This is a genomic window from Pseudoxanthomonas jiangsuensis, assembly GCF_010093185.1.
Classification (GTDB): Bacteria; Pseudomonadota; Gammaproteobacteria; order Xanthomonadales; family Xanthomonadaceae; genus Pseudoxanthomonas; species Pseudoxanthomonas jiangsuensis.
Genome location: NZ_PDWL01000002.1, coordinates 24,026 through 42,798, shown reverse-complemented (window position 1 = coordinate 42,798; position 18,773 = coordinate 24,026). Strand labels below are relative to the sequence as shown.

Genomic DNA, 18,773 nt, shown 5'->3' with positions numbered 1-18,773 from the left:
CACCCGACTTCTTGGGGGAGGTCGTGCAGGCCCGTGAATCCCTACTTCCCCTGTAGCGTGTTGCGGTGTCGCAGTGCCGCGGCGGCCTTCCTGGCGCCGTGGCGGTGGCGCGTGCGGTTCCCCAACCGCACGCGCCGGGTACCGGTCAGGCGGTGTAGTACAGCTGGTATTCCAGCGGGTGGGTGGCGGCGCGGAACTTGGTCACTTCCTGCATCTTCAGCGCGATGTAGCCGTCGATGAAGTCGTCGCTCATGACCCCGCCGGCCTTGAGGAACTCGCGGTCCTTGTCCAGCGCTTCCAGGGCCTGGTCCAGCGAGGAGCAGACCTGCGGGATCAGCTTCTCCTCTTCCGGCGGCAGGTCGTACAGGTCCTTGTCGCTCGGCGCGCCCGGGTCGATCTGGTTCTTGATGCCGTCCAGGCCGGCCATCATCAGCGCGGTGAAGGTCAGGTAGCCGGACTGGATCGGGTCGGGGAAGCGCATCTCGATGCGGCGCGCCTTCGGGTTGGACACCCACGGGATGCGGCACGAGGCCGAACGGTTGCGGGCCGAGTAGGCCAGCATCACCGGCGCCTCGAAGCCCGGGACCAGGCGCTTGTAGCTGTTGGTGCCGGCGTTGGCGAAGGCGTTGATCGCCTTGGCGTGCTTGAAGATGCCGCCGATGTACCACAGCGCCAGCTGCGACAGGCCGCCGTAGCCGTCGCCGGAGAACAGGTTCTTGCCCTCCTTCGCCAGCGACTGGTGCACGTGCATGCCGCTGCCGTTGTCGCCGACGATCGGCTTGGGCATGAAGGTGGCGGTCTTGCCGTTGCGGTGGGCGACGTTCTTGATGACGTGCTTCATCCGCAGCAGCTCGTCGGCCTTCTTCACCAGGGTGTTGAACTTGGCGCCGATCTCGCACTGGCCGGCGTTGGCGACCTCGTGGTGGTGGACCTCGACCTCGATCCCGACCTCGGTCAGGGTCTTGCACATCTCGGCGCGGATGTCGTGCAGCGAGTCGGTCGGCGGCACCGGGAAGTAGCCGCCCTTGACGGTCGGGCGGTAGCCGCTGTTGTTGCCGTCGTAGCTCTTGCCGGTGTTCCAGGCGCCTTCCTCGGAGTTGATCTTGAAGAAGGTGTGGCCCATGTCGTTGCCGAACTGGACCGAATCGAAGATGAAGAACTCCGGCTCCGGACCGAAGAACGCCAGGTCGGCCACGCCGGAGGACTTGAGGAAGGCCTCGGCGCGCTTGGCGATGCCGCGCGGGCAGCGGCCGTAGCCCTGCATGGTGGCCGGGTCGAGCACGTCGCAGGTCAGCACCAGGGTCGGGTCGGCGTAGAACGGATCGAGGTAGGCGGTGTCGGCGTCCGGCAGCAGGACCATGTCCGACTCGTTGATGCCCTTCCAGCCGGCGATCGAGGAGCCGTCGAACATCTTGCCTTCCTCGAACAGCGCCGGCTCGATGATCGAGACCGGGAAGGTCACGTGCTGTTCGATGCCGCGCATGTCGACGAACCGCAGGTCGACGAACTCGACCTTGTGCTCCTTGACCAGCTTCTCAACGTTTTCCAGGGACATCGCTTGCAACCTCGGGGTTGATGGGTAGGCAGTCCATAGCAGGGCGCGTGCCAACTCCACCGCGATCACAAGCTGTTGATTTGCATGAATGTCGCACTCGGATGAAACCATTGGCACCAATCAGGTGCATCATTCTGGTGCGAGCAATGCACCAAAATAGGTCTATCTGGCGACGGCCAGCCCAAAAACCGGGCTCACGTATGCTGGCCGCCCCACCGCGACTCCCGATCCCGCCGTGTCCGACCTGCTTTCCGCCCTCCTGCTGGGCATCCTCGAAGGCCTGACCGAGTTCCTGCCGGTTTCCAGCACCGGCCACCTGCTGATCGCCCAGCACTGGCTGGGCCAGCGCAGCGACTTCTTCAACATCGTCATCCAGGCCGGCGCGATCCTGGCCATCACCCTGGTGTTCCGCCGCCGGCTGTGGGAACTGGCCACGAACCTGGGCGATCCGGGCAACCGCGACTACCTGGCCAAGCTGGCCGTGGCCTTCCTGGTCACCGCGCTGGTCGGCCTGCCGGTGCGGCTGGCCGGCTGGGAGCTGCCGGAGACGGTGACCCCGGTGGCCTGGGCCCTGGTCCTGGGCGGGATCTGGATGCTGCTGGCCGAACGCCTGGCCGAGCGCCGCGGCGACGTGGCCACGATCAGCTGGAAGGTCGCGGTGCTGGTCGGCCTGGCCCAGGTGGTGGCGGGCGTGTTCCCGGGCACCTCGCGCTCGGCCGCGGCGATCTTCATGGCCATGCTGGCCGGCACCAGCCGGCGCTCGGCGGCCACCGAGTTCGTGTTCCTGGTCGGGATCCCGACCATGTTCGCCGCCAGCGGCTACGCCTTCCTGGAGCTGGTGAAGGATGGCGCGGTCGGCGACCAGGACTGGGCCGGCGTGGCGGTGGCCTTCGCCGCGGCCAGCGCCACCGGCTTCGTGGTGGTGCGCTGGCTGCTGGGCTACATCAAGGCCCACCGCTACACCGGCTTCGCCGTCTACCGGATCGCGCTGGGCGTGCTGCTGCTGGCGCTGATGCCGGGCGGGACCTGAACCCCTCGGCGCAGCCTTCACGCCGGCGCAACCCCGGCGGGCGCATCCAGCCGTTCTGTCGTCGCATCGGGCGGCATGCACGCCCGGCCCGCTTCCAAGGATCAATCGCCATGAACCATCGCCTGACCCTGCTCGCCCTGTGCCTGCCGGCCCTGCTGGCCGCCTGCGACAAGCCGGCCGACCAGGAGCCGCCGCCGGGCGAGCTGCCCGCCGCCCAGATCCCGGACCCCGTCCCTGCCGCTCCGACGGCCGAGGTCGGCGATGCGGCCGCCTTGCTCGCCGGCCACCACTGGCGCCTGGTCGAGGCCAGCGACGCCTCCGGTGCCCGGATCGAGGCCCTGTTCGCCCGCGCCGACGCGCCGGTGCAGCTGGACTTCGCCGACGGCCGCCTGGGCGTGTCCAACACCTGCAACCACATGGGGGGCGGCTACACCCTGGAAGGCCAGACCCTGGCCGTCGGCCGCCTGGCCTCGACCCAGATGGCCTGCGCCGATCCGAAGCTGGCGGCGCTGGACGCCGAGGTCGGCAAGCGCCTGGAAGGCCCGCTGACCCTGGCGACCGAAGCCGGCACTCCGCCGCGGCTGATCCTGGCCACCGCCGGCGGCGAGCGCCTGGTGTTCGCCGGCGAACCCACCGCCGCGGCCCGCTACGGCGGCGCGCCCGAGCGCGTGTTCCTGGAAGTGGCCGCGCAGACCAAACCCTGCAGCCACCCGCTGATCCCCGGCAAGCAGTGCCTGCAGGTGCGCGAGGTCCGCTACGACGAGGCCGGCCTGAAGACCGGCGAACCCGGCGCGTGGGAGAACTTCTACGAAGAAATCGAGGGCTATGCGCACCAGCCCGGGGTGCGCAACGTGCTGCGGATCGACCGCTACACCCGCCAGGACGTGCCTGCAGACGCTTCGAAGTACGCCTACGTGCTCGACATGGTGGTCGAGTCGGAGAAGGTGGAGCCCTAAGCGCGCGACGCCCGGCGGCGCCCGCGCTCAGCCCACCGCAGGGTTGAGCGTGTAGGTCCCGTACACCGCCGCCTCGGCCAGGACGTGGCCCTGCATCGCCCGGCGCACATCGGCCGCGGTGAAGCGCGCCGGCAAGGGCAGCGTGGCCACGTCCAGCGCGAACAGGCGGAAGAAGTAGCGGTGCAGGCGCAGGTCGTTGAACGGCGGATACGGGCCGTCGTAGCCGAGGTAGTCGCCGCCCAGCTCGGCGTCGCCGGCGAACCAGCCGGTGTAGTCGTTCAGGCCCTGGCGCGCGCCGGCCGGGCCGGGCGGTGAATGCTTGCCGCGGGCGGTGATCCCGTCGCTGCAGCTGCCCGCGGCGATCTCCCGCACGTCCGCGCCGATGTCGGCCATGGCCCAGTGCACGAACTCGGCGCGCGGCTGCTCGACCGGGATCTGCAGATCGTCGCGGCCGACGGTCCCGGCCACGGTCGGCGCGTCCGGATCGACGCACAGCAGGGCGAAGGAACGGGTGCCTTCGGGCACCTCGTCCCAGGCCAGGTGCGGGTTGCGGTTGGCGGCGAAGCCGTCGGCCTGGCCCATGGCGAACTGCGCCGGGATCGGCCCGCGGGGCGGGAAACTGTCGCTGCGGATGCGCATGTCGCGGTCCTGTTCCGTTACCTGCGCTCAGGGTAGCGCAGCTGCGCCGGCCGCCGCGCGCCGACCGGGCCACGCCCGCGGTGCGGGCGTCAGCCGCCCGGCAGCGCCGCCGCCAGGTGCTCGGCCACCCAGCGCTCGGCGAAACCGTCGCCGGCCAGGTTCTCGACGAAGGCACAGTGCCCGCCCCAGCGCGCCACTTCCAGCCGGGCGCTGTCCGGCAGCCGCCACTGGCGGAAGTCGTCGAACGGGATCACCGGATCGTCCAGCGCCATCAGGATGTGCGCCGGCACCTGCAAGGCGGCCAGGCGCCCGCCGGCGATGGAGTAGCTGTCGAAATAGTCCTCGACGTCGGCGAAGCCGGCGTGGCGCCGGGCCAGCCAGCCGATCAGCCCGCGCATGTCCAGGGCCAGGGTGGCGTCGTCGTAGGTGTGGCGCTCGGGGAACAGCTCGCGCTTGCGCAGCAGCGAACTGCGCCACTTGCGCCGAAAGTACCAGTCGTAGAACTGCGGCGCGTGCCGCTCCATGTGGACCATGGTGGTGGACGGGTCCACCAGCGGGCAGACCGCGGCGATCCGCCGCAGGGGCAGCCCGGCCAGCTGCGCGCGCAGGCCCAGGCGCAGGGCGTGGTTGCCGCCCAGCGAATAGCCGGCCACCACCAGGTCGCGCACGCGCAGGCGCGCGACCATGTCCGCGGCCGCGTGCACCAGCTCGTCCAGGCGGTTGGAGTGGAACAGGTCCTCGTTGAGGTGGTGGGTGTCGCCGTGGTCGCGGAAGTTGAGCCGGAACACCTCGAAGCCCCGCGCCAGCAGCCGCGCCGCGGTCAGGCGCATGTAGCCCGATTCGGCGCTGCCTTCCCAGCCGTGCAGCAGCAGGGCCATCGCCCGCGGCGGCGACCCGGGCACCCGGCTGTGCCAGCCCTGCAGGCGCGCGCCTTGGCCGCCGTCGAGGATGTATTCGCGGGTCTGGGCCCCGGCCGCGTGCAGGGCGCGCAGGCCGCGGCGCTGGCGCAGGCCGCTGGATCCGAGCACCGATTGCAGGTGCGGATTGCGCAGCAGGCGGGGCGGCTGGTAGTCGGCGGCGGTCAGCATGGCGGCGGCGGAGACCTTCTCCCGCATTTTGCACCGCAGCATCCGCGGCGCAAGTGCGGCCGGTGCGCTGCAGCGTCCTATCGCTGTTCCATCGCCGCCACGATCCGCTCGCGCGACAGCTCGGCGATCCGCCGGCGCCCGTCGAGGTCGCCGGCCGGGATGGCTTCCAGGAAGTGGATCTCGGCCAGCCGCGCCGGTTCGCCGAGCAGGCGCACGAAGTTGGCGGCGAAGCTCTCGCGCGGGCCGAACGCGACCACCGTCTGCGCCTCGCCGTGGCGGCCATAGCGCAGGGCCACCGGCTGCACCGGCACCTGGGTCTCGACCGCGGCCTGGAAGATCCGAGCATGGAACGGCCCCACCGCCTCGCCGCCGCGGGTGCGCCCTTCCGGGAACACCCCGACCGAGCGCCCGCCGCGCAGCCGTTCGCGCATCACCTCGATCACGCCGTTGAGCGAATCGGCGCTGCCGCGCTGGTGGAAGATGGTCTGGCCCTGCGCCGCCAGCCAGCCCACCAGCGGCCAGCCGGCGATCTCTCGCTTGGCGACGAAGCCCATCATCCGCTGGCTGTGCAGGGCCTCGATGTCGACCCAGCTGACATGGTTGGCCACGAACAGCACCGGCCCGCGCAGCGGCGTGCCGAAGCGGCGCAGGCGGAAGCCGAAGATCCACATCAGCCCGGCCGACCACGCCCGCACCGCGCGCTCGCCCAGGGTTTCCGGTCCCCACCGCAGCCGCCCCAGCGGCGGCGAAAGGCACAGCAGGGTCGGCGGCAGCAGCAACAGCACGTGCAGCGAAAGCAGGGGAATGCGGTAGAGGTAGCGGCAGGCGCGCGCGAAACCGCCGCCCCGGCGGGCGGGGCGCCGGGCGGCACGGGTGGGGGCATGATCCATGGACGCGCACGATACCGGGAAAGGCGGGGAGCGGGGAGTTAGGAACCCCTCGGCACCACCGCCAGGGTCAGGCGCGAGATGCACACCGGCCGGCCGCGGCCGTCCTCGATCCGGATCTCCCAGACCTGGGTGGTGCGGCCGACGTGCAAAGCGCGGGCGGTGCCGGTGACCGTGCCCTCGCGCACCGCGCGCAGGTGGTTGGCGTTGATCTCCAGGCCCACGGCGACCTGCTCGCGGGTGTCCAGGCACAGGTTGCCGGCGCTGCTGCCCAGGGTCTCGGCCAGCACCACCGAGGCCCCGCCGTGGAGCAGGCCGTACGGCTGCTTGGTCCGTGCATCGACCGGCATGGTCGCCTGCAGCCAGTCCTCGCCGGCGGCGGTGAAGACGATGCCCAGGTGCTCGATCAGGGTGTCGCGGCTGAGGCGGTTGAGGTCGTCGAGGGAAACGGGGGCGCGGAAGGCCATGGGTCGGGTTGGATGCGGGATGGACCTCGATTATCCCGCGTATCAGTCGGCAAACAGCCCGGGCTGCACCGGCGGATAGCCCAGGCGGCCGTCCTCGATCCGCGCCGGCGCGGTCCAGGGATGCGCCTGGGCGTGGGTGGCGTCGAGGATGTGCACCACCTCGATTCCGCGCAGCTTGAGCACGTCGGAGATCAGGGCGCGGTGGCAGCGCCACCACACCGCCTCGGCGCACATCAGCGCGGTGCGCTCGCGCGCGGCCAGTTCCAGCAGCAGCTCCAGGCCCTCGGCGAATTCGGCGCTGCCGAGGTGGTCGGCGTAGCCCTGGAACGAGGCGTTGCGCCAGCCGCCGTTGGCCGAGCCGGGCAGCGGTTTGCGGCGGCCGCCCAGCTGCGGCAGCCAGCGGTACTCGATGCCCGCGGCCGGCAGGCTGCGCGCCAGCGCCTCGCTGGCGAACCAGGGATAGCGGCGCGAGCCGGGAAACCGGCGCACGTCGGCGACCGCACCGATGCGGTAGACGCCGAGCAGGTCCAGGAACTCCTCCCAGCCGCGGGTGGAATGGCCCACCGTCCACACCGTGGCCACGCCCGCCGCGGGATCGGCGCTGGCCACCTCAGCCGATCCTGCGCAGTGCCGCGCCCTTGTGCATGGCGACGTGGTCGCTGCGGTCGCTCTGGATCTCGTACTGCGGATCGTCCTGGCTGCAGTGGCGCACGTGGCCCTTGTACTCGGTGTCGCGGACGTGGACCTTGACGATCCGGCCGCTGACGCGACCGGCCTCGGAATTCCAGCTGACGTGGTCGCCGACCTTGAAGGCGTGGGACATGGCATCGACTCCTCGCGCGTGAAAGGCCCATTGCCGCCGATGCGGCGTGCACGCCGCGTGTCGACGAAGGCCGGAGCCGCGCGCTACAGGATCGGCACCAGGCCGGCGCCGAAGGCGGTCAGCATCCGGGTCAGGATCGACTTCGGACCGAGGCTGACTTCCGGGAAGTCGCCGACCGGCGCGTAGCAACGGTGGAACTCCGGATCGCGGCGCGGCAGCGGCCGCGGGCACTCCGGGCCGGGCTGGAACTCGTAGTTGGTCGCATAACGCCACGGCCACAGGTCCAGGATCGGCGATCTCTCCAGCACCTTGCCGACGCTGTAGTTCAGCCCCGACAGCACCGGCGGCTTGGCCCGCGGCGCCACCACCCAGGAATTGCCCGGGGCGATGTCGCCCTCGATGCTCGCCGCCAGCGCGCGGGCGAACGCCGGATCGTCGATCACCACCGCCGCCTCGGTGTTGTAGGTCTCGCTGCGCGGGTCGAAGTTGTGGGTGCCCACCACCGCGATCCGGCGGTCGATCACCATCGACTTGGCGTGCAGGCCCATGCGCGGGCCGGCGCCGGTCACCGGCAACGGCCGGTTGGCCGGCGCGCTGGTGCGCAGCAGCGACGGCCGGGTCTCGGTGCGCAGCTTGGCGGCGACCTGGGCCTCGCCAGCGCTGCCGCGGCTGCCCCCGAGACTGCCGCCGGGCAGTTCGCTGCGCGCGACCTCCGGGTCGGGCGCATCCGCCGGCGCCTGGCCCGGCCACCACCCGCCCAGCGCCGGGTCCACCGGCGGGTCGGCCGGGAATGGCTTGTACTCGAACAGGTCGAAGCCCAGTTCGCGCACGTGCCGGCGCTTGTACTTGTAGGTCAGCGCGTAGACGATCGGGTTGTCGGTCGCCGCCAGGCTGTTGGTCGAGACCCGCACCTGCGGCGGCGCCTCGCGCCCGCGCAGGCCGCGGAAGATCTCCAGGGCGTGGTCGGACAGCACCAGGTACGGGGTCTGCAGCAGCACTTCCTCCTGTGCCCCCGCGAGCAGCCCGGCCAGGCCGGCCGCGCCCACGCCGTCCTCGAGCGCGCTGTCGCCGTGGTGCTTGTCCGGCAGGTCGGCCAGGTATTCGACCGCGGCCACCGGCATCGCCCGCGCCACCAGCTGGGTGCGCACCGTCTCCGGGTCCGAGGCCGCCTGCGACAGGGCCTCCACCCGGCGCGGATGCGCGGGCCTGGCCGGCGGCATCGCCGGCACGCCGTCGGCCAGCAGCCGCCGCGCGACGTCGTTCAGGCGCTCCACCGGCACGCTGCGGCGGTCGTCCCAGTACGCGGCGAAGTTGCGCTCCATCGTCCGCACCTCCGGCCCGGCGACCAGCACGTCGCGGTCGCGGAACTTGAACTGCGCGTCCCAGTCGTAATAGTCGTCCTGGTAGTTGCGCCCGCCGGCGATGCCGACGGCCTCGTCCACCACCAGCAGCTTGTTGTGCATGCGCTGGTTGAAGCGGCGGAAGCAGCAGACCACGCTGGCGGCGTAGTGCAGGTAGTTGGGCTTGGCCAGGTTGAAGGTCGGGTTGTAGATGCGCAGTTCCAGGTTCTGGTGCGCGCCGGACAGCGCCGCCAGGATCTGCAGGTCGGCGATCGCCGAGAGCTGGTCGATCAGCAGCCGCACCCGGACCCCGCGCCGGGCCGCGGCCAGCAGTTCGTCCAGCACCAGCCGGGCGCTGTCGTCGGTGTCGAAGATGTAGGTCTGCAGGTCGATCCGGCGGGTCGCGCTGCGGATCAGGTTGACCCGCGCCAGCAGGGCGTCGCCGCCTTCGTCCAGCAGCAGGGCGTAGTGATGCGGGGCCCCGTCCGGCGCGGCCGCGGAGGCGGCGAAGGCCTCGCCGGCCAGCGCGCGCAGGGGCGAGGGTTCGGCGCAGCGGTCCGGCTGGCCGCAGTCGACCGCCGGCGCGCGCGCGGCCGCCGCGATCGCGATGGCGCGGTCGCGCTGCTGTGCGGACAGGGTGCTGCAGGCGGCGGCCGGCAGCACGAGCGCCAGTACGAGAAGGCGGAGCAAGGGGTTCACGGGGCGGGATTGTCCTTCAACCAGACCTGCATACGCAGCAGTACCCGGTCGCCCACCGCGATCTGCCAGTCGTCCATGCCGTAGCGGCTGCGGGCGATGTCGCCGTTCACCGCGATCGGGCAGTCCAGGCCCGGCCGGGCGCACTCGGCCGGGCCGATCCGCAGGGACTCGGCGCGACTGTTGCCGCGCAGGGTCAGGCGGCCGACCAGTTCGCCGCCGTCGGCCAGGGTCTCGGCCTGGTAGGGCTCGGACACGAATTCCATCCACGGGTGGCGGAGCGCGTCGAAGAAGCTGTCGCCGCGCATCCAGGCGGTGTAGCGCGGCTTGTCCGGAATCTCGGCTGCGGCGGTGGACAGCCGCAGCCGCACCTGGTGGCGGCCGTCGGGCAGCACCTCGCAGATGCCTTCATAGACCGGGAACACGCCCTGCAGGCGCTGGCCGATGCGGGTGCGGACCTCGAATCCCAGCTGGCTGCGCTGGGTGTCGATCAGCAGGGGCGCGCCCGGACGGGGCTGCGGCGCCTGCGCCAGGGCCGACAGCGCCTGGCCGAGCAGGAGGCAACCGCACCACCACCGCCAATGCATGGACTCAGGGCCACCAGAACGCCGTCAGCCCGGCGATGCCCGGCTCGATCGCCGCCTGCGCCGGCAAGGCCAGCACCGCCACCGCGGCGGTCGGCATCCCGCGGTACTCGTCCGAACGGCCGCTGTTGAGCAGGGCCACCAGCCGTTCCAGGCCCGGGTTGTGGCCGACCAGCAACAGCCGCTCGACCTCCTGGTGGTCCTGGAGGAGGCCGATCAGGGCCCCGGGGGTGGCCTCGTAGATCGCCTGTTCCAGTCTTTGCTCGGCGTAGCCGGTCACCTCCAGCACCGCCTCCAGGGTCTCGCGCGCGCGCCGGGCCGGCGAGCACAGCACGCAGTCGGGTTGCAGCCGGTGCTCGGCCAGCCAGCGGCCGGCGGCCTCGGCCTCGGCCAGGCCCTGCGGCGAGAGCGGGCGGTCGATGTCGGCCTGGCCGGGCGAGGCCGGTTCGGCATGGGCGTGGCGGAGCAGAATCACTTGGCGCATCGAGGGTCTCCGCTCAGGCCTTGGCCAGCCATTTCAGCAGGGGTTCCCAGTCGGCCTGGTGCTCGCGCACCTGGGCCGAGTGGTAGTCGAACAGGCTGCGTCCCAGCCCGACCAGGACCACGTAGGCCTGGGTGTCGCGCAGCTGCGCCACCACCGGATAGGGCCAGGACTTGAGCATCTCCAGCGCCTGCTGGCTGGCGTTGGTCCACGGCTTGGTGCGATTGAGCACCAGCCCCACCGGCAGCTTGCGCGAATGCACCCGCGGCACCTTGGCCAAGGTGTTGAGGAAGCCGACGGTGGCCTCGATGTCCAACGCCGAGGGCTGGACCGGCACCACCACCGCGTCGGTATGGTCGAGGAAGCTGTCCAGGTCGTCGGCCAGGGCGCCGGCGGGCGCGTCGATCACCACCTGGTCGGCGTCGTCCGGCAGCCAGGCGCGCCAGGCGCGGCGGCGGCTGGCGTCGATCGGCAGGACCGCGCTGTCCAGCTCGGCCCGGCGCTGGGCCCAGCGGGTGGCCGAGCCCTGCGGGTCGGCATCGGCCAGCACCGTGCGCCGTCCGGCCAGCGCCGAATGCGCCGCCAGATGGGTGGCGATGGTGGTCTTGCCCACCCCGCCCTTGGAACCGGCCACCAGGATCGTCTTCATGCGCCCCTCGTCTCCGCCATTGGCTGCCCGCAGGGTACACCGGGCCCCGTGGAGGCGATAGGAAGGCCGCCGCGGCGCTGCTATCGTGCCCGCGCCCACGCCACGGAAGCGCCATGAGCCAGCTGCAGGACCTCACCGCCCTGATCCGGGCCAACACGCCCCTGATCGTGATCGAGACCCGCGACGAGGAGCGGGTGGTGGAACTGTTCCGGCAGTCGCTGATGCAGGTCTGGCGCGCCCTGCACCGCTGGACGATCACCGAGGGCCTGCGCCGGCTGGACCTGGACCGCGAGGATCCGGCCGAGGGCCCGCCGGACGCCTCCTCGGTGCTGCGCGCGATCCAGGAGGCCGACCAGCGCGGGATCTACCTGCTGCTCGATTTCCACCCCTACCTGGGCTACGCCAGCCACCAGCGCCTGTCGCGCGACATCCTCCAGCGCCGGCACTGCCAACCGCACGTGATCGTGCTGGTCGGGGCCAAGGTCGAGCTGCCGGCCGAACTGGACGCGCTGGCGGTGCGCTTCTCGCCCCGGCTGCCCGACGCCGCCGCCCTGCTGAAGCTGGTGCGCGAGGAGGCGGTGGCCTACGCCCGCGAGAACGGCGGCCGCCGGGTCGAGGCCGACGAGGAGGCGGTGCGCCAGATCGTGCGCAACCTGCAGGGCCTGGACCTGCACGACGCCCGCCGCATCGCCCGCCAGCTGATCCACGCCGATGGCGCGCTCACCGCCTCGGACCTCCCACAGCTGGCCCGGCTGAAGTTCGAGCTGCTCAACCGCAGCGGCCACCTGCACTACGAGTACGACACCGCCGGCTTCGGGGACGTGGCCGGGGCCGCGCGGCTGAAGCGCTGGATCGGCCAGCGCCTGGCCGCCTTCGTCGGCCAGGCGCCGCCGGGCCTGGACCCGCCGCGCGGGGTCCTGCTGCTGGGCGTGCAGGGCTGCGGCAAGTCGCTGCTGGCCAAGGCGATCGCCGGCGGCTTCGGGGTGCCCCTGCTGCGCCTGGACTTCGGCACCCTGTACGCCAAGTACCACGGCGAGACCGAGCAGAACCTGCGCGCCGCGCTGGCCTCGGCCGAGCAGCTGGCGCCGTGCGTGCTGTGGATCGACGAGATCGAGAAGGGCGTGGCCGCCGACGGCGGCGACGGCGACGGCGGCGTCTCCCGCCGCGTGCTCGGCTACCTGCTGACCTGGATGGCCGAGCGCAAGGCGCCGGTGTTCCTGGTGGCCACCGCCAACCAGGTCCAGCACCTGCCGGCCGAGCTGCTGCGCAAGGGCCGCTTCGACGAGATCTTCTTCGTCGACCTGCCCGCGCCCGATACCCGGGTGGAACTGCTGCGCCTGCACCTGGCCGGCCGCGGCCTGGACCCGGAAGGCTTCGCCCTGCCGGCGCTGGCGGCGGCGGCCAATGGCTTCTCCGGCGCCGAGATCGAACAGGCCATCGTCTCCGGCCTGTACGCCGCCCACGCCGAACAGCGCCCGCTGGACACCGAGCTGCTGATGGCCGAGATCCGCGGCACCCGCCCCTTGTCGGTGCTGATGGCCGAGCAGGTGGCCGCCCTGCGCGAATGGGCGCTGGAGCGGACGGTGCCGGCGGACTGAGGACGCATCGCGCCAGACAGAACGGCAACAGCAACGGCAACAAGCTGCGCTGACTTCGGAAGGAGTCCGCCGCCACATGGGGGATGGACCACCCCTCGGGACGACATCCTGTCTTTACTCAGGGCCGTGGCACATCCCTGTGCCACTTGGTCCATCCCCCATGCGACGGCGGACGCGTGCGCGTTGAGATCAGGACTTCTTCTTCCGTCGTCCCCGCGCAGGCGTGGACCCAGCGACTTTGCTTCACCCTGTAGGAGCCGGAAGAGCAGAAGCACCAGAAGCGGTGAACCTCACGCCCGCAGAGGCCGCCGTGCCTTGGGTCTGCGGGGCAAGTGGCACAGGGATGTGCCACGGCCGCGCGTTGCGGGCAGGACGCCCGCCCGAGCGGTGCACCGCAGACCCAAGGCACGGCGGTCCCAGCCGAAGCCGGCGCGACCCAATGCCCTTGCGTTTGCAGTTGCAGTTGCAGTGCGGGTTGCGGTTGCCTTTCAACGCCCCAGCAGCCACGCCCACGCCGGCAAAGTAGCGAGGCACAGGACGATGCCATAGCCGACCAGCGCGGCGGACAGCCGCGGCGCGAGGCCGTGGGCCATCGCCAGGGCGGCGGCCGAGATCATGGTCGGCATCGCCGATTCGAGCACGTTGGCGCGCAGCATAAGGTCCGGCATCCCGAACAGTCGCGAGACCGGCCAGGCCAGCGCCGGCATCACCAGCAGCTTCAGCGCCAGGCCGGTGGCCAGCGGGCGGATCTCGTCGCGCGGCAGCTTCAGCCGGATCGACAGGCCCACCGCCAGCATCACCAGCGGCAGCATCGCCTCGGCCAGCCGGCGCAGGCCCGAGGCGATCCATTCCGGCGGCTGTTCCGGCATCAGGGTCAGGCCGAACAGCAACGCCCACACCGGCGGGAAGCGCGCGATCCGCAAGGCGATCGCGCGCGGCCCCGGCACGGCGTCGCCGCTGTAGCGGGCGACCACGTACAGGCCCACGGTGGAGAGCAGGATGAAGGTGCCGAACTGGTCGTAGACCACGGCGTACCGGACCGCGTCCTCGCCCAGCAGGGCGCGCACCATCGGGTAGCCGACGAAGCTGGAATTGCACAGGCCCACGCACAGCAGCAGCACCGCGTACTCGTCGCGGCCGAACTTCCACAAGCGCGACGCCACGCCCACCAGCAGCCAGGTCGCGCCCATCAGGATCCACGGCGTCAACGCCACCCCCAGCAGGGACCACTGCAGGTGCAGCCGCGGCACGTACAGCAGCACCGCCGCCGGCAGGCACACGTACAGCACCACCAGGTTCAGCGTCTCCGAAGCGTTGGCCGGCAACAGCGTGGTGCGGCCCAGGGCCATGCCCAGGCCGAGCATGGCCAGGATCAGGGCGAAGGCGTCATGGGCCATTGCGGTCTTCCGGCGTCACGACCGGCCGCGCCGCGACGGCGGTCACGGCCAGGACGGCGGCGCGGCCTGCCAGGCGGCGAATACCTCGGCCAGGGTGGCGCGCTCGTCCTCCCGCCAGTCCGGCAGCAACGCCGGGAAGTTCGCCGGGTCGCCCCAACGCGCCGGTTCGGTGCGCGCGGCCGCCGCGTACCAGGCCACCGCGTCGGCGCGGCGGCCCAGCTTCCACAGCACCAGGGCCAGGGTCGGCGGCTGCCAGGACGGCGCGCTCGGCCATCCGCCCAGCAAGGGCTGCCACTGCTCCAGCGCCTGCTGCGGCTGGCCGGCGCGGTACAGGTCCCAGCCGTAGTTCCAGGCCACCGTGCGCGAAAGGCGCTTGTTGCTGCGCGCGTTGCGCAGGGCCGCGGCGTAGAGCTCGTTGCCCAGCTCGATGCGCTGGTTCTGCATCGCCACGTGCGCGAGCTGGGCGCGCGACTCGATGTCTTCCGGCCGGCGCTGGACCGTGGCGGCCAGCTGGTTCACCAGCGCGTCGCCCTCCAGCCCGGTGACGACGGCGATCGGCCGGGTGGTGCTGGCGTCCTCGTCGAAATAGAACTCCTGCGGCGCCAGCGACTGCGCATTGGCGCAGGTCCACGCCAGCCACAGCGCGAACGCGATACATGACTTCTTCACTGCCTGTCCCCGAAGCGATGCCACCAGCCTCCCCGGGCCATCCTAACGCCACAGCGCACACCCGGCGAGTGCGGGCCATCACATATTGGCCGCTGATATCATTCCGCGCCGGGCTTCGCGCCCGGCTCCGCCAGCGCTCAGGCCAGCCATGACCAGTACCGCCGAACTGACCTCGCCCGCCTCCGCCAACACGCCCGGCCTGGATTCGTTCGACCGCGACTACACCCTGGAACACCGCTACACCCGGCGCGACGGCCGCATCTACCTGAGCGGCGTGCAGGCGCTGGTGCGGCTGCCGCTGATGCAGCAGCTGCGCGACGCGGCCGAAGGCCGGAATACCGCAGGCTTCGTCAGCGGCTACCGCGGCAGCCCGCTGGGCGGCTTCGACCTGGAGCTGTGGCGCGCGCGCCGACACCTGGAGGCGGCGAAGGTGCGCTTCCAGCCCGGCCTCAACGAAGACCTCGGCGCGACCATGGTCTGGGGCACCCAGCAGACCAACCTGTTCCCCGGCGCCCGGGTCGATGGCGTGTACGCCATGTGGTACGGCAAGGGCCCGGGCGTGGACCGCTGCGGCGACGTGTTCAAGCACGGGAATGCAGCGGGCACCGCGCGCCACGGCGGCGTGCTGGCGCTGGCCGCCGACGACCACGCCTGCCGCAGCTCGACCCTGCCGCACGGCAGCGAGGACGAGTTCGTCAGCGCGATGATGCCGGTGCTCAACCCGGCCGGGGTCCAGGACATCCTTGACCTGGGCCTGGTCGGCTGGGCGATGAGCCGCTACACCGGGCGCTGGATCGGCTTCAAGACCATCGCCGAGACGGTGGAGTCCTCGGCCTCGGTAGAAGTCGATCCGTTCGCGCGCCGGATCGTGCTGCCCGAGGATTTCGAGCTGCCGCCGGGCGGGCTCAACATCCGCTGGCCGGACCCGCCGCTGGAGCAGGAGATGCGCCTGCACCGCTATGCAGTCGGCGCGGCCCAGGCCTTCGCCCGCGCCAACGGCATCGACAAGGTGGTGATGGATTCGCCGCGGCCGCGGCTGGGCATCGTCACCACCGGTAAGAGCTACCTGGACGTGCTGCAGGCGCTGGAATACCTCGGCCTGGACGACTACGCCTGCCGCGACCTCGGCATCCGCGTGTACAAGGTCGGCATGACTTGGCCGCTGGAGCCGCAGGGGATCGCGGCGTTCGCCCGCGGCCTGGAAGACATCGTGGTGGTCGAGGAGAAGCGCGCCTTCATCGAGCGGCAGATGAAGGAGCAGTTCTACAACTGGCCGGCCGGCTGGGGCCGGCGGCCGAGCATCGTCGGCAAGTACGACGAGGCCGGCGAATGGATCCTGCCCTCCACCGGCGAGCTGACCCCGGCGACCATCGCCGCGGTGATCGCCCGGCGGATCCAGCGGTTCCCGCTTCCCTCCAGCACGCTCACCGACTCGATCGAGCAGCGCCTGCGCTGGATGGAGGAGAAGGAAGCGGAGATGGCCCTGCCGCGCGCCAACTTCCCGCGCGTGCCGCACTACTGCTCCGGCTGCCCGCACAACACCTCCACCGTGGTGCCCGAAGGCTCGCGCGCGCTGGCCGGGATCGGCTGCCACTACATGGTGACCTGGATGGACCGGGCCACCGACACCTTCACCCACATGGGCGGCGAAGGCGTGACCTGGGCCGGGCAGGCGCCGTTCACCGACACCGCGCACGTGTTCCAGAACCTGGGCGACGGCACCTACTTCCACAGCGGCTCGCTGGCGATCCGCCAGGCGGTCGCGGCCAAGGTCAACATCACCTACAAGATCCTCTACAACGACGCGGTCGCCATGACCGGCGGCCAGCCGGTGGACGGCACCCTGACCGTGCCGGATATCGCCTGGCAGATGCGCGCCGAGGGGATCGACACCATCGTCCTGGTCAGCGACGACATCGGCCGGTGGAACAGGCGCGAGCTGTTCCCGGCCGGGGTCGAGTTCCACGACCGCGCCGAGTTGGACGCGGTGCAGAAGCGCCTGCGCGAGGTCAAGGGCGTCTCGATCCTGATCTACGACCAGACCTGCGCCACCGAGAAACGGCGCCGGCGCAAGCGCGGCAAGCTCGAGGACCCGCAGAAACGGGTGCTGGTCAACACCCTGGTGTGCGAAGGCTGCGGCGACTGCGGCCAGAAGAGCTTCTGCGTCTCGGTGCTGCCGAAGGAGACCGAGTTCGGACGCAAGCGCGAGATCGACCAGTCCAACTGCAACAAGGACTATTCCTGCGTGCAGGGCTTCTGCCCGAGCTTCGTCACCGTGCACGGCGGCAGGCCGCGCAAGGGCCGCAAGGCCGAGGCCGCCGCGGTGCTGGAGAACCTGCCCGAGCCGGCGTTCCGCTCCGCGCTGGACACGCCCTGGAACATCCTGATCACCGGCGTCGGCGGCACCGGCGTGGTCACTATCGGCGCCCTGCTGGGGATGGCCGGGCACCTGGAGGGCAAGGGCGCCACCGTGCTCGACCAGACCGGCCTGGCGCAGAAGGGCGGCGCGGTCACCACCCACGTGCGCCTGGCGCGCACGCCCGAGGACATCCACGCGGTACGCATCGCCGCCGGCGAAGCCGACCTGGTGCTGGGCTGCGACATGGTCGTGGTCAACGACTACTGGGCCCTGTCCAAGGTCCGCGGCGAGCGCTCGGAAGTGGTGCTCAACACCTACGAGGCGATGCCCGGCAGCTTCACCATGCGCCCGGACCTGCACTTCCCCGCGGCCGACATCGTCGCCGGGGTGAAGCTGGCCCTGGGCGGGCGCGAGCCGCGCCTGCTCGATGCCACCCAGCTGGCCACCGCCCTGCTGGGCGACGCCATCGCCGCCAACCTGTTCATGCTCGGCTACGCCTGGCAGCTGGGCCTGGTGCCGGTCTCGTTCGGCGCGCTGATGCGGGCGATCGAGCTCAACGGCGCGGCGGTGGAGATGAACCGGCAGGCCTTCGCCTGGGGGCGCCTGGCCGCGGTCGATCCGCAGGCGGTCGCGGCCGCCGCCGGCCTGGTGTCCAACCCGGTCACCGCCGACGAGCGCGTGCCCGACGGCCTGCGCCAGCTGCCGCCCGGCGACTGGGAAGGGATCGAATGGGGCAGCACCAGCGCGCCGCAGCCGGTGCGGGCCGAGCGCGAGTGGCGCGGCCTGCCCGAGCATGGCGATGCCGGCGGCGGCACGCCCTCGGCGTCCCCGCTCGACGTGGCCACCGGCGGCATCGCCGCCCTGCCGCTGGACGACCTGCGCCTGTCGCGCAGCCTGGACGAACTGGTCGCGCGCCGCGAGGCGTTCCTGACCGGCTACCAGGACGCCGCCTACGCCCGCCGCTACGCGGCGCTTGTGGCGCGGGTGCGCGCGGCCGAGAACCTGCGCGCACCCGGCTCCACCGCGCTGACCGAGGCGGTGGCACGCTACGCCTTCAAGCTGATGGCCTACAAGGACGAGTACGAGGTCGCGCGCCTGTACACCGGCGGCGAGTTCCGGCGCCGGCTGCAGCAACAGTTCGAGGGCGACTACACCCTGCGCTTCCACCTGGCGCCGCCGCTGCTGGCGAAGAAGGACGAACAGGGACGGCAGCTCAAGCGCGAGTACGGACCGTGGGTGTTCACCGCGTTCCGCTGGCTGGCGAAGCTGAAGTTCCTGCGCGGCACCGCCTTCGATCCGTTCGGCTACACCGCCGAGCGGCGGATGGAGCGGCAGCTGGTCGTCGACTATTTCGCCACGGTCGAACGGCTGCTGCCGAAGCTGGACGGCGGCAACGTCGCCCTGGCCGCGGAGATCGCCAGCATCCCCGAACACATCCGCGGCTACGGCCACGTCAAGGACGCGCACCTGCACGCGGCCAGGGCGCGCGAGGCCGAACTGCTGCGGCAGTGGGACGATCCCTTGCGGGTGGTGCTGCGCGCCGACGCGGCCTGAG

Annotated in this window: 17 protein-coding genes; 4 read left to right on the top strand and 13 right to left on the bottom strand. The window is 71.6% G+C overall.

Annotation, left to right across the window (positions count from 1 at the left end):
• Window positions 1-145 precede the first annotated feature (145 nt).
• Window positions 146-1,555 carry a type I glutamate--ammonia ligase gene (gene glnA / locus CSC62_RS01605; RefSeq protein WP_162404422.1) on the bottom strand — a complete coding sequence of 470 codons (1,410 nt, stop codon included), beginning with the start codon at window positions 1,553-1,555 and terminating at the stop codon, window positions 146-148.
• A gap of 235 nt (window positions 1,556-1,790) precedes the next feature.
• Between glnA and CSC62_RS01600 the strand changes: the two genes are divergently transcribed.
• Window positions 1,791-2,585 (top strand): undecaprenyl-diphosphate phosphatase, encoded by a 795-nt coding sequence (locus tag CSC62_RS01600; RefSeq protein WP_162404421.1) that lies wholly within the window; start codon window positions 1,791-1,793, stop codon window positions 2,583-2,585.
• A gap of 110 nt (window positions 2,586-2,695) precedes the next feature.
• Window positions 2,696-3,541, top strand: a complete 846-nt coding sequence (locus CSC62_RS01595; RefSeq protein ID WP_162404420.1) for an META and DUF4377 domain-containing protein — start codon at window positions 2,696-2,698, stop codon at window positions 3,539-3,541.
• A gap of 27 nt (window positions 3,542-3,568) precedes the next feature.
• Here the strand turns inward: CSC62_RS01595 and CSC62_RS01590 are convergent, their stop codons facing one another.
• From CSC62_RS01590 to CSC62_RS01545, 10 genes are all read right to left on the bottom strand, one after another.
• Entirely contained in the window at window positions 3,569-4,180 is a 612-nt protein-coding gene (locus tag CSC62_RS01590) for a YbhB/YbcL family Raf kinase inhibitor-like protein (RefSeq protein WP_162404419.1), read from the bottom strand.
• An 89-nt stretch (window positions 4,181-4,269) separates the two neighbouring features.
• Window positions 4,270-5,265 (bottom strand): YheT family hydrolase, encoded by a 996-nt coding sequence (locus tag CSC62_RS01585; RefSeq protein ID WP_162404580.1) that lies wholly within the window; start codon window positions 5,263-5,265, stop codon window positions 4,270-4,272.
• A gap of 80 nt (window positions 5,266-5,345) precedes the next feature.
• Window positions 5,346-6,158, bottom strand: coding sequence for a lysophospholipid acyltransferase family protein (locus CSC62_RS01580; protein WP_162404418.1), 813 nt, complete (start codon window positions 6,156-6,158; stop codon window positions 5,346-5,348).
• Between the two features lie 38 nt (window positions 6,159-6,196).
• Window positions 6,197-6,622 carry a hotdog fold thioesterase gene (locus tag CSC62_RS01575; protein WP_162404417.1) on the bottom strand — a complete coding sequence of 142 codons (426 nt, stop codon included), beginning with the start codon at window positions 6,620-6,622 and terminating at the stop codon, window positions 6,197-6,199.
• 42 nt (window positions 6,623-6,664) lie between these two features.
• Complete coding sequence (locus CSC62_RS01570; protein ID WP_162404416.1) at window positions 6,665-7,231, bottom strand: DUF488 domain-containing protein; 567 nt, start codon at window positions 7,229-7,231, stop codon at window positions 6,665-6,667.
• 1 nt (window position 7,232) lies between these two features.
• Window positions 7,233-7,445, bottom strand: coding sequence for a hypervirulence associated TUDOR domain-containing protein (locus CSC62_RS01565; RefSeq protein ID WP_162404415.1), 213 nt, complete (start codon window positions 7,443-7,445; stop codon window positions 7,233-7,235).
• A gap of 83 nt (window positions 7,446-7,528) precedes the next feature.
• Complete coding sequence (locus CSC62_RS01560) at window positions 7,529-9,484, bottom strand: phospholipase D family protein (RefSeq protein ID WP_162404414.1); 1,956 nt, start codon at window positions 9,482-9,484, stop codon at window positions 7,529-7,531.
• Window positions 9,481-10,068 (bottom strand): YceI family protein, encoded by a 588-nt coding sequence (locus tag CSC62_RS01555; protein ID WP_162404413.1) that lies wholly within the window; start codon window positions 10,066-10,068, stop codon window positions 9,481-9,483. The genes CSC62_RS01560 and CSC62_RS01555 overlap by 4 nt, the downstream gene beginning before the upstream one ends.
• A 4-nt stretch (window positions 10,069-10,072) precedes the next feature.
• Window positions 10,073-10,549 (bottom strand): SixA phosphatase family protein, encoded by a 477-nt coding sequence (locus tag CSC62_RS01550; RefSeq protein WP_162404412.1) that lies wholly within the window; start codon window positions 10,547-10,549, stop codon window positions 10,073-10,075.
• A gap of 13 nt (window positions 10,550-10,562) precedes the next feature.
• Window positions 10,563-11,195, bottom strand: a complete 633-nt coding sequence (locus CSC62_RS01545; protein ID WP_162404411.1) for a ParA family protein — start codon at window positions 11,193-11,195, stop codon at window positions 10,563-10,565.
• A 113-nt stretch (window positions 11,196-11,308) separates the two neighbouring features.
• Between CSC62_RS01545 and CSC62_RS01540 the strand changes: the two genes are divergently transcribed.
• Complete coding sequence (locus CSC62_RS01540) at window positions 11,309-12,793, top strand: AAA family ATPase (RefSeq protein ID WP_162404410.1); 1,485 nt, start codon at window positions 11,309-11,311, stop codon at window positions 12,791-12,793.
• Window positions 12,794-13,281: 488 nt separating this feature from the next.
• Here CSC62_RS01540 and CSC62_RS01535 read toward each other — a convergent pair whose 3' ends face one another.
• Window positions 13,282-14,190, bottom strand: coding sequence for an AEC family transporter (locus CSC62_RS01535; RefSeq protein ID WP_162404409.1), 909 nt, complete (start codon window positions 14,188-14,190; stop codon window positions 13,282-13,284).
• A 42-nt stretch (window positions 14,191-14,232) separates the two neighbouring features.
• Window positions 14,233-14,859 (bottom strand): tetratricopeptide repeat protein, encoded by a 627-nt coding sequence (locus CSC62_RS01530; RefSeq protein ID WP_211368908.1) that lies wholly within the window; start codon window positions 14,857-14,859, stop codon window positions 14,233-14,235.
• A 148-nt stretch (window positions 14,860-15,007) separates the two neighbouring features.
• Between CSC62_RS01530 and CSC62_RS01525 the strand changes: the two genes are divergently transcribed.
• Window positions 15,008-18,772, top strand: a complete 3,765-nt coding sequence (locus CSC62_RS01525; RefSeq protein WP_162404408.1) for an indolepyruvate ferredoxin oxidoreductase family protein — start codon at window positions 15,008-15,010, stop codon at window positions 18,770-18,772.
• Window position 18,773 lies beyond the last annotated feature (1 nt).

Coding starts and splice junctions, on each gene's coding strand:
- glnA (WP_162404422.1), bottom strand. CDS start 1,555: ATGTCCCTGGAAAACGTTGAGAAGCTGGTCAAGGAGCACAAGGTCGAG.
- CSC62_RS01595 (WP_162404420.1), top strand. CDS start 2,696: ATGAACCATCGCCTGACCCTGCTCGCCCTGTGCCTGCCGGCCCTGCTG.
- CSC62_RS01590 (WP_162404419.1), bottom strand. CDS start 4,180: ATGCGCATCCGCAGCGACAGTTTCCCGCCCCGCGGGCCGATCCCGGCG.
- CSC62_RS01580 (WP_162404418.1), bottom strand. CDS start 6,158: ATGGATCATGCCCCCACCCGTGCCGCCCGGCGCCCCGCCCGCCGGGGC.
- CSC62_RS01575 (WP_162404417.1), bottom strand. CDS start 6,622: ATGGCCTTCCGCGCCCCCGTTTCCCTCGACGACCTCAACCGCCTCAGC.
- CSC62_RS01565 (WP_162404415.1), bottom strand. CDS start 7,445: ATGTCCCACGCCTTCAAGGTCGGCGACCACGTCAGCTGGAATTCCGAG.
- CSC62_RS01555 (WP_162404413.1), bottom strand. CDS start 10,068: ATGCATTGGCGGTGGTGGTGCGGTTGCCTCCTGCTCGGCCAGGCGCTG.
- CSC62_RS01550 (WP_162404412.1), bottom strand. CDS start 10,549: ATGCGCCAAGTGATTCTGCTCCGCCACGCCCATGCCGAACCGGCCTCG.
- CSC62_RS01545 (WP_162404411.1), bottom strand. CDS start 11,195: ATGAAGACGATCCTGGTGGCCGGTTCCAAGGGCGGGGTGGGCAAGACC.
- CSC62_RS01540 (WP_162404410.1), top strand. CDS start 11,309: ATGAGCCAGCTGCAGGACCTCACCGCCCTGATCCGGGCCAACACGCCC.
- CSC62_RS01535 (WP_162404409.1), bottom strand. CDS start 14,190: ATGGCCCATGACGCCTTCGCCCTGATCCTGGCCATGCTCGGCCTGGGC.
- CSC62_RS01525 (WP_162404408.1), top strand. CDS start 15,008: ATGACCAGTACCGCCGAACTGACCTCGCCCGCCTCCGCCAACACGCCC.